8 protein-coding genes and 1 pseudogene are annotated in these 9,250 nt (G+C 49.8%); 5 read left to right on the plus strand and 4 right to left on the minus strand.

The window, feature by feature from the left end; translation table 11 throughout:
• The 4 genes and pseudogenes from DW657_RS11660 to DW657_RS11675 all read left to right on the plus strand — a co-directional run.
• A pseudogene (locus tag DW657_RS11660) lies at positions 1 to 879 on the plus strand (hypothetical protein); the annotation flags it as partial.
• A 22-nt stretch (positions 880 to 901) separates the two neighbouring features.
• Positions 902 to 1,465: a DUF5675 family protein gene (locus tag DW657_RS11665; RefSeq protein WP_118312644.1), complete on the plus strand. Its 564-nt coding sequence runs from the start codon at positions 902 to 904 to the stop codon at positions 1,463 to 1,465.
• A gap of 161 nt (positions 1,466 to 1,626) precedes the next feature.
• Positions 1,627 to 1,908, plus strand: coding sequence for a LysO family transporter (locus DW657_RS11670; RefSeq protein WP_089544018.1), 282 nt, complete (start codon positions 1,627 to 1,629; stop codon positions 1,906 to 1,908).
• Complete coding sequence (locus tag DW657_RS11675; protein WP_089544017.1) at positions 1,898 to 2,500, plus strand: lysine exporter LysO family protein; 603 nt, start codon at positions 1,898 to 1,900, stop codon at positions 2,498 to 2,500. The genes DW657_RS11670 and DW657_RS11675 overlap by 11 nt, the downstream gene beginning before the upstream one ends.
• A gap of 33 nt (positions 2,501 to 2,533) precedes the next feature.
• On the opposite strand, the gene DW657_RS11680 is transcribed toward DW657_RS11675, so the two are convergent.
• The 4 genes from DW657_RS11680 to DW657_RS11695 all read right to left on the minus strand — a co-directional run bounded on the left by DW657_RS11680 (position 2,534) and on the right by DW657_RS11695 (position 8,170).
• Complete coding sequence (locus DW657_RS11680) at positions 2,534 to 5,623, minus strand: tetratricopeptide repeat protein (RefSeq protein ID WP_118312645.1); 3,090 nt, start codon at positions 5,621 to 5,623, stop codon at positions 2,534 to 2,536.
• A gap of 5 nt (positions 5,624 to 5,628) precedes the next feature.
• Positions 5,629 to 6,447: a metal ABC transporter permease gene (locus tag DW657_RS11685; protein WP_118312646.1), complete on the minus strand. Its 819-nt coding sequence runs from the start codon at positions 6,445 to 6,447 to the stop codon at positions 5,629 to 5,631.
• Between the two features lie 77 nt (positions 6,448 to 6,524).
• Positions 6,525 to 6,908 (minus strand): hypothetical protein, encoded by a 384-nt coding sequence (locus DW657_RS11690; protein WP_117661365.1) that lies wholly within the window; start codon positions 6,906 to 6,908, stop codon positions 6,525 to 6,527.
• Between the two features lie 20 nt (positions 6,909 to 6,928).
• Positions 6,929 to 8,170: a 3-phosphoshikimate 1-carboxyvinyltransferase gene (locus DW657_RS11695; protein ID WP_118312661.1), complete on the minus strand. Its 1,242-nt coding sequence runs from the start codon at positions 8,168 to 8,170 to the stop codon at positions 6,929 to 6,931.
• Positions 8,171 to 8,557: 387 nt separating this feature from the next.
• Here DW657_RS11695 and DW657_RS11700 point away from each other — a divergent pair, with 387 nt between their 5' ends.
• Positions 8,558 to 9,064 carry a hypothetical protein gene (locus DW657_RS11700; protein ID WP_117661364.1) on the plus strand — a complete coding sequence of 169 codons (507 nt, stop codon included), beginning with the start codon at positions 8,558 to 8,560 and terminating at the stop codon, positions 9,062 to 9,064.
• The last annotated feature ends 186 nt before the right edge of the window (positions 9,065 to 9,250 follow it).

Below are 9,250 nucleotides of genomic sequence, written 5' to 3' on the forward strand. Positions count from 1 at the left end.
CTGAACGAAATCGACCAGTTTGATGCGCTGAGAGGTATCGGCAATCAGCAGTTCCGTATCATGTGCCTCGCCTTTGATCCTAGTAATAAATACGGACAGTCTCGCGTGGGAATCCAGAGCGTTACCGAGCGTGTCTGCGTCCGGTTCAACTGGAATGCATCTACTACCATCGACAAGGGACAGCGGTATTTCGCGAAGGTGCTGACCGATGGTCCGCTGAGCCGTATCAACTTCTGTACCATCCCGGAACGGGAGATTGGCGAGGATATTCCCATCTATGGCACCTATGACGATGAATTCAGAAATTCTCTGAAGCCCTACATCGATAATCTCTGTATGGCGTCGGGATTGGTGGAATGCCAGGAGGCGTATGATCTTGCCGTGGTATTGAAGAATGAGAATGCCGAGTTTGCACGTACTTCGCAGAACCGCATCTTCGAGAATTTCTCGTTCCGTGCCAACGTCATCGCCTACCTCAAGGCGTGCGTACTCTATGTTGCCAACGGCTACAGATGGGAGCCGGAGATGGATGATTTCATCCGCTGGAGCGAGCGTTACGACATCTACTGCAAGATGCGTTTCTTCGGCGATATGATAGCCCGGGAGAACAGTGCCGGTGAGAAGAGTTCGAAGCGTGGACCGGAGAATCTGCTTCAGCTGTTGCCCGATATCTTCACCATGCCGCAGTTGGATGCCATCCGTATGGAGCATGGATTGGATGCGAAGGGTACCAGGAATGTGATCAAGCAGTGGATTTACCGTGGGTATATCGAGCGAATCTCTCCGCCCGGCGAGGACGGGAAAAGCGGTTACGGTTACAGTAGTTACAGTTTCAAGAAGCTGAAGTACCGCCATGACGGGCTGGTGCTTGAAGCTTGATTTTTAAATTAATTGAATATTTATGGAAATAGTATTGAAGCGTATAGCCAAGAAGAACAGCTATACCATTGGTCGCCTCTATATCCTGAAGGATGAGGAGGTAGAGAGAGTGGTTCACTCTTCATGGATGAACCCACAGTTGAAGCGTTGGTTCGAGCATAAGATAGATGCCGGCAAACTGACGCAGGAGTGTTATTTCTGCGATACCCTGGAGCCTACGTGGCGCAACCTGAAGGGCGTGGAACTCCAGCCCGAGGAAGTGAACGTGCGCCTGGGCAGGGTTTCGGGCAAGAAGGCGCAGAAGATGATGGGCACTACGGCGATTCCCGAGGGTACCTATCCGTTGCTCATCACCAAATCGCCCCGCTTCAAGGAGTGGCTGCCGTATCTGCAGGGTGTTCCTGATTTCGAGGGCATTCGCATCCATGCCGGCAACTACCCTGATGATACCCAGGGCTGCATCTTGGTGGGCGAGAACAAGGTGAAGGGTATGGTGGTGAACTCCCGTATCTGGCTGCATCGCCTGATGAAATGCATCAGCGAAGCGAGAGAAAAGGATGAATCCGTCTGGATTACCATCATCTGATGGGGCTGATGGCTCTTCCGATTGGGGGCAACTGCTATAGATTACTTACAGATATCTTCAGGATTCTCGGTCTTTTTTATAATATTAAGACCGGGAATCCGTTATTATTATCGAAGATAAAAGTAATCAAAATAATAAAAAAAAGAAGAAAAGAAGAAACAATGCTCAAGATTGTAATGATCATGCTATGCGGAATTGGTACGGGGTACCTGCTCCGCAACAAGAAAATGAGTTTTATCGGCCGTGTCATCACGGCGCTTATCTGGGTACTCCTCTTCCTGCTCGGCATCGAGGTGGGAGCGAACCCTCGTATTATCAATGGTCTTCAGACCCTGGGACTCGAAGCCATCGTGCTTACGATAGCCGGAAGTCTGGGTAGTGCAATCTTTGCGTGGGCATTGTGGAGATATGTCTGCAGAAAGGAGGCTGGAAATGAAAGGTAGTCTGATTATCGTAGGCTTCTTCGTGCTGGGCATCATCGTGGGAGTGTGGGATGTGATTCCTGCCAGTTTCCTGGCGAGCGACGTGAGCTATTATGCCCTCTGCTGCCTGATGTTCTGCGTGGGTATCAGCATCGGTTGCGATACCTCTATCCTGAAGAGTTTCAGAAAGGTGAATCCCCGGCTGATGATGCTGCCGGTGATGACCATCCTGGGAACCCTTGCCGGATGCGCGGCTGCCTCCTTGATACTGGGACACCGTCAGCTCTCCGACTGTCTCGCCATCGGTTCGGGCTTCGGATACTACTCATTGTCGAGCATCTTCATCACGCAGTATCGGGGTGCCGAGCTGGGAACCATCGCCCTGCTTGCCAACATCTTCCGTGAGATTCTCACCCTGCTTGGTGCGCCCCTGCTGGCGAAGTATTTCGGCAAGCTGGCGCCTATCAGCGTGGGTGGAGCCACCACGATGGATACCACGTTGCCTATCATCACCCGCTATTCGGGCGAGAGCTTCATCATCGTTTCTATCTTCCACGGCTTCTGCGTAGATTTCTCCGTACCGTTCCTGGTTACCTTCTTCTGTTCGCTCTAACGGCTTCCTTGCCGCTAGAGCTTTCTTGCTTTATCAGAATCCATCCAGCTCGATGTATTCATCATCGGCTTCAGATTCTGGGGCATTCGAGTCATCGAAGTAGATGCCGGTATCGGTATCTTCTGCGGGCTGGCTCTCGATATCGATTCCATTATCTTCAGGATTCTTCTTCTGGGAATCATTTTCTTCCTCCAGAGCATCTTCCTCCTTCTGGGAATCCTTATCCACTACGATTTCCGTTGGCTCCATCAGCAGGCGCATCTTGCTGATATTCAGCGGTGCAAAGTGGCGGGTATAGAACTTGTCGTAATCATCATACGAGAGATTTCTGCCCAGAAGCTCGAGGTTCGGCTCGCTGATTACGTAGCTTCTCGCCTTGGAAACCAGACGGAGGATGCCGGCTTGCTGATGCAGCTCGTTGGCATACTGGCGCGCCTCGTCGAAGTTCTGGAAACCGCTTACCTGCAGGCGATGCAACCCCTGGAGGTCTTCGATGCTGATGTCGAAATTGCGCGCCATATAGGTGGTGAAGTTATACTTGGCTACCTCGAAGAGCAGCTGGTTCTCGTTGACGGAATCTGGACTGTAGGCGAGCAGGAAGACAAAACGGTCGTTGCGGTCGGCTGAGAATCCTTTCTGCCGGGTGGAGTCCTGGGAGCTGAGCACATAGCTGCGTTTCGCCCAGACATTACTCAGGTCGAACTTTCCGCCGTAGAGTCGTCTTCCGGCATTCACGCCGTTTACGATCATTCCCGCCATCTCGCTCAACCGACTGTTGGGATATTGCGCTATCACCTGGTTCATCTTTTCCAGACATTCGGAAACCTTGCCCTCGTTGAGCTGGGTCATACCGCTGATGAAGAGGAACTTGTCGCGGTTGGCGCCAGTAGGGAACCGCTTGTCTGATATTTCCGAGTTGTGCATCACCACCTCGTACTTGCCCTCCTTGAATGCCTGGTAGGTGAGGGTGTAGATGGAATCTTCGATGTGCACACCCATCCTCGCATTCTCCAGATAGTAAGGGTCGGAGAGGAGGGCTGTGAACTGGCTTTCAGGGTAATCCTTCTTTAATTTATCGACATAACTGTTCGCCATCTGAGTTTGCTTCTTTCTGGAATAAAGCAGATACAGATGGTAATAGGCTTCGTCGAGATGCTTGAAATCCGGGTAGTTGTCCACCAGTCGGAGCAGCATCTTCTCGCTCAGAGCCAGGTTGTCGAGCCGGTCCTTGAAGATGATTCCGGCATGGTATAAGCCATTCGCCAGGAGCTGGTTGCTCGCTGACATCTGCTCTGGGGTGAACGGAATCTGAGCCAGATAATAAGCCCGCTGATGAGGGTCGAGGCTGGTGCTATCGGCAGATGGTTTGCCGGATTCTTTCTGGGATAAAGAATGGGATAGAGAATCTCGTGATGCATCATTTAATGCATCATTCTGAAGCTTGGAATCTTGTGCAGAATCTTGACCTTGAGCTGAATCTGAACCTTGCTCAGAATCTGTTCCTTGAGCGATATTCGTTTCTTGCGCCGAAGCTACAACTGTTTTGTTGATTCGCTGCCAGTTGTCGAGGTTCTTTCGCTTGCCCCAGAGTTTCTCGAAGAGCGCCTTACCTTGGCTTACGGCTACAGGGGAATAGAAATACCAGGTATTGGTATTTCCGAATCCGTTTCCTGATGCATTCCCGAATCTGTTTCCGGAACCATTCCCATCAACTCCTCCTTCATATTCCGAATTCTTCTCTGCACCGTCTTCCCATCTCCTTCTTTCTTCCTCTTTCTCCTTTCTTTTCAGGGCAGCTATCACACGGTCGATGGCTGCATTTCTGTCTCTCTCGTCCATTTTGGCAAGAGACTGCAGGGAATCCTGGAGGGCGATGGCATCGGTATAAGGCACCAGCTCGTCCAGTACCTTGGATCGATGAGCCAGTTGCGGATAATCCTTTCTGTCCTGATCGAGCAAGCCGATTGCTTCGCCATAGCAGCGCTTGGCATCAGCATATCGCCCGGTTTCCCAATACAGATTGCCCAGACGCAGCAGGAGTACACCCTTCTCTATACCGTTTCGGGTAGCCTTCCGGTTGCCTTTTTCATAGGCATAGATAGCACGCAGGGTATCTTTCTGGGCCAGGTGGATGTTGCCGATGGCATAATATACCTGGTCCAGATAATCCTTGTTCTTATCCGATGCCGCCATGCGCTTGAGTCGGCTGATCATCTTCCTGCTGTTACCCGAAGCCAAGACCTCGGTGATGGCGATGCGGGCATTAAACTCCAGTTCGTAGGGCGGATTGAGCCGGATGACGTGGCGGAAAGCCTGATAAGCCTCCTGCCGGTTGCCGATGGAAGCCTGCAACTGTCCCATCAGATACCACTGGCGGGCTTTCTGCTTGTGTCGCATCTCATGGCTTATCACCTTCCTGAGATAGGGAATCGCCTTCCGGGCATCCCCCGTGTGGATATAGTAATTGGCGAAGGCATAATCCCATTCCTTCTGGGCACGCCAGTGGATGGAATCGCGCTGGATGTTTCGGATCACATCTTCTGCATCGTAGGTCCATCCCTGCTCGATGTAGCATTTGGCAAGCCAGGCGCGCGCCTTGCCGTAGATGGCAGGCTGGGTGGAGTAAAGGCGGCTCATATAGGCGAAGGTGGCAGCGGCCCCCTCGAAATCCCCCTTCTGGAATTGCGATCGGCCCATCAGCATCCACGCTTTCCATAAAAACGGATTGTATTCCCTGCGACTGAGCCATTCGATGTCTTTCGCCGTCTTTCTCTTGCCGGGCTCCCAAACGGGGCGGCGCTTGATGCTGTGCTGGTGGATGGCTTTCTCGCATTTCTCGATGGCACGGTCGAAGTTGGCTTTGCCCAGATCGCGGCTGTTCCTGTTGCCTACGATATAGAGCGGAATCTGCTCCGTAAAGTTGTCCCGGTTGCCTTCTTCCTTCTCCAGCGCCCCGTCGATATAAGCCACGGTACCATTATAATAGGTATTGTATCGGGCATTAAAGGCATGCCACCACCTGCTCTGCGCCGTATTCTTCTGCGTAGAGCATCCCGTAAGGCTCGCTGCAATCACAGCGAGTCCTATCAGAAAAAGGAGCTGGATGGGGCTTTTGCCTTTCATGTTTTCTATTGTTTATCTGGCATCTTTCTCCTGATGCCCAGGATGATTTTGGCGAGTGCGAATACCACGATGCTGATAAAGATGATGGTGGCACCCGATGGCACGTTGAGCAGATAACTGATGTAGAGACCGGCGATGCAGTCTATCCATCCCAGGATGATGCTTGCCCATATCATCTGCCTGTAATTGTAGGTGAAGAGGTTGGCGGTCATCTGCGGAATGGTGAGCAGACTGATGGCGAGCACGATGCCCACCATTTTCAGTGTAGCCACGATGGTCATGGCGACGAGCGTCATCATCAGGTATTCGATGGCTGTAACCGGCAGGTGCTGCGAACGGGCGAAGGTACTGTCGAATGCGATGTTCTGGATAGGGCGCAGGAGAAAGGTGAAGAGGAGGGCTACGATGAGGGCGAGTCCGCCCAGCAGCCACAGGTCTGCGCTGTCGATGGCAAGGATGCTTCCGAAGAGGAAGGAGGGCAGGTCGGGCATGAATCCTGGAGTCAGGAAACAGCAGATGATGCCCACGCTCATTCCCAGGGTCCAGAACATGGCGATGGCGGAATCCTTTCGCACATCTTTCTTGCGTGATATCCATTGCACTCCGAAGGCGCTGAGTATGGCGAAAACCATGGCGGAGAGTATCGGATTGATTCCTGTAAACACGCCGATGCCGATGCCTCCGAAAGAGGCATGGGTGATGCCGCCGCTGATGAATACCAATCGGCGGGTAACGATGTAGGTTCCGATAAAGCCGCACAGAATGCTTGCCAGAAAGGCGCCTATCAGTGCGTTTTGGAAAAATGTATATTGTAGTATATCCATGCGTTTACTTTGAACTTTGAACTTGGAGCTTTGAACTTTATGATTGGCAAAGCTGCTTAACTTAGAACTGCAAAGTTCTAGCTTAAAAAGCCGATGACTTCATCCTTCAGTTGGTTGGGCAGGTTGATGCCTCTCAGTATCAGGCTTCTGTTCCATCCAGCCACTTCTTCCGGCTGCATGGTATAGAGCACTTCCGAGAATTCCTCAACCTCCTCATCGGTATAGGCATCGGCATCCCGACCGGCAAAGCGGTCGAGATCCTCATCATCGTAATATTCTATTTCTTTGGTGGCGGCTTCCATCATGCACTCCTGCTCGCACTTCGAGTTCTCACCGTTGCAGGTGTTGCACGATACGCCTTCCTGCAGAGGCTCCTCGTCCTCTCCCCTGCGGTGAGATACGATTCCGAAAATGGCGCTTATCAGGCCTAATGCCACCAAGGCTAAAACTAAATATAGCATAAACAATTAACTATCAACTATTAACTTTCAATAATCTCAAACCCTACTTTCTTCAGGTCTTCCCAATAATGAGGATAGGATTTGCTCACTACCTCCGGATTGTTGATCTCGATCTGAGGGAACTTGAAGGCGAGAGGGGCGAATGCCATCGCCATACGATGATCCTCGTAGGTATCGATTGGAGCAAATGAAGGCTCGCAGGTTTCACCATCCCAATACAGGGTGTTGTCGTTTTCATCGTGGATGACATAGCCCACCTTCTTCAACTCTGTCTTCAGTGCCTCGATGCGGTCGGTCTCCTTGATCTTCAAGCTGGCAAGACCCGTGAACTTGAACTTCACACCCAAGGCGCAGCAGGCTACCACGATGGTCTGAGCCAGATCCGGAGAACCAGAGAAATCGTAATCGAATTTCGGCAGAAGACAGCGGTTCGCCTTCAGCATAACATTCGAAAGATGGTCATGGTTCTCAAATTCACTTTTCACTCCCAGCAGACTGAAGATGTATTTCACCACGGAATCTCCCTGCTTCGAGCAGTCCATCAAGCCTTCGAGCTGGATTCTGGAGTCGATGTTGCCATTCAGTGCCATCATCTCATACCAGTAGGAAGAAGCACTCCAGTCGTTCTCTATCATATAAGAAGTCTCCTTGTAAGGCTGTGGCTTCACGGTGATGGTGTCCATATCCGTCCAGTCGGCATCGGCACCGTATTCCTTCATCGTCCAGAGTGTAAGGTCGATGTAAGGGCGGGATGCGATCTCTCCTGTCAACTTCAGTTCCAGTCCGTTCTTCAGAATCGGACCGATCATCAGAAGCGCCGAGATGTATTGCGAACTGATATTGCCCACTACCTCCAGGTGGCCGCCTTCCAGCGCCTTGCCCCGGATATGGAGTGGGGGATAACCTTCCTTCTTCTCGTAGGTGATGTCGGCACCCAGATAGCGCAGGGCATCTACGAGGATGCCGATAGGGCGGTTCTGCATGCGCTCGGTGCCGGTGATGGTATGTTCGCCTGTGGTGGCAGAGAGATAGGCGGTCATGAAACGCATGGCCGTGCCTGCTGCCTTGATGTTGATGACCTCGGGCATATTCTGAAGGGCGGCAACGATTACTTCCGTATCATCGCAGTCGCTCAAGTTGTCGGGTTGGATATGGCTTCCAGCCATCGCACTGATTACGAGAGCTCGGTTGCTGATACTCTTGGATGCTGGCAAGTTGATACTTGCGTTCAGTTGGCTTGGTGCCTTGATGGTATATTTTATCATACGCGTACCTTATATTATATATATTTTAGTGCAAAAGTACAAAATAAAAAGTATATACGCTAGTTTTCTTGCGAAAAGTTTTCGAAATATCTCAAAAAAAAGCATGGGCTGCCGTGCTCTGTTTTCATCTCTTGCTATCAATATGTAAACGAGATGGGGTAAATAATGGGGTATATGGAGATATGCCGATTTCAAAGTGTAAAAATCGACCCCCTAAAATGTCAAATTGTAATTTTGTGTGCGTTTTCTTTCAAAAAGTAAAACTGACCCCAAAAATAACATAAAATAGCGTTAAGGAATGATACAACTTACCGGAATTTGTAGTACCTTTGCATCAGAAAAAAGAAACAACAGACAATAAGTAACAATCTAAAAATAAAGAATATGAAACGAATTATATTATTCTCATTGATGGCTCTCATGACCGTAGCTACTTTCGGTCGCAAGCACGTAGAGAATGCAACAGTAGTAGCAGACACTATTTTCTATGCAGAAAATATGAGTAATGTAGCTAGTGCAGATCAGGCTAGTTATTACAGATTGCTGATGACTACCGGCGCTGGCATCAATAAGAAGGATGTGTTCCAGGACTTCTATATGAACGGTAATCTTCGTGCCGAGGGTGGCTACAGCTTCATCGATCTCGGTAACGACCGCAATACTATCTTTAATGGTGAGGTTACTACTTACTACAAGAATGGTAAGGAGAAGTGGCACGGAAAGTATGTTAACGGCAAGCGTGAGGGATATTTCACTCTCCAGCTCCGTGAAGGTGGCGTGGCTATCGTTCAGTTCAAGAATGGTAAGTCTATTCACAATTACTTCATGGTAACATACAAGGATGGTACCACTGAGAAGAGAAATCTCTCTGAGATTCAGTCTTTGATGTAGAAGGTCTCTAGAATAGAAAATCTCTCTTAAATTAAATAGAAAATCTCTCTTAAATTAAATAGAAAATCTCTCTTAAATTAAATAGAAAAATCTCTCTTAAATTAAATAGAAAAATCTCTCTTATATAAATTAAAATTTTATGTTGATATGACCAATATGGGGATGGCTTCCGGGAGGAAGGTACAT

It is taken from the genome of Prevotella sp. AM23-5 (genome assembly GCF_003473645.1).
GTDB classification, from domain to species: Bacteria; Bacteroidota; Bacteroidia; order Bacteroidales; family Bacteroidaceae; genus Prevotella; species Prevotella copri_A.

Coding starts and splice junctions, on each gene's coding strand:
- DW657_RS11665 (WP_118312644.1), top strand. CDS start 902: ATGGAAATAGTATTGAAGCGTATAGCCAAGAAGAACAGCTATACCATT.
- DW657_RS11670 (WP_089544018.1), top strand. CDS start 1,627: ATGCTCAAGATTGTAATGATCATGCTATGCGGAATTGGTACGGGGTAC.
- DW657_RS11675 (WP_089544017.1), top strand. CDS start 1,898: ATGAAAGGTAGTCTGATTATCGTAGGCTTCTTCGTGCTGGGCATCATC.
- DW657_RS11680 (WP_118312645.1), bottom strand. CDS start 5,623: ATGAAAGGCAAAAGCCCCATCCAGCTCCTTTTTCTGATAGGACTCGCT.
- DW657_RS11685 (WP_118312646.1), bottom strand. CDS start 6,447: ATGGATATACTACAATATACATTTTTCCAAAACGCACTGATAGGCGCC.
- DW657_RS11690 (WP_117661365.1), bottom strand. CDS start 6,908: ATGCTATATTTAGTTTTAGCCTTGGTGGCATTAGGCCTGATAAGCGCC.
- DW657_RS11700 (WP_117661364.1), top strand. CDS start 8,558: ATGAAACGAATTATATTATTCTCATTGATGGCTCTCATGACCGTAGCT.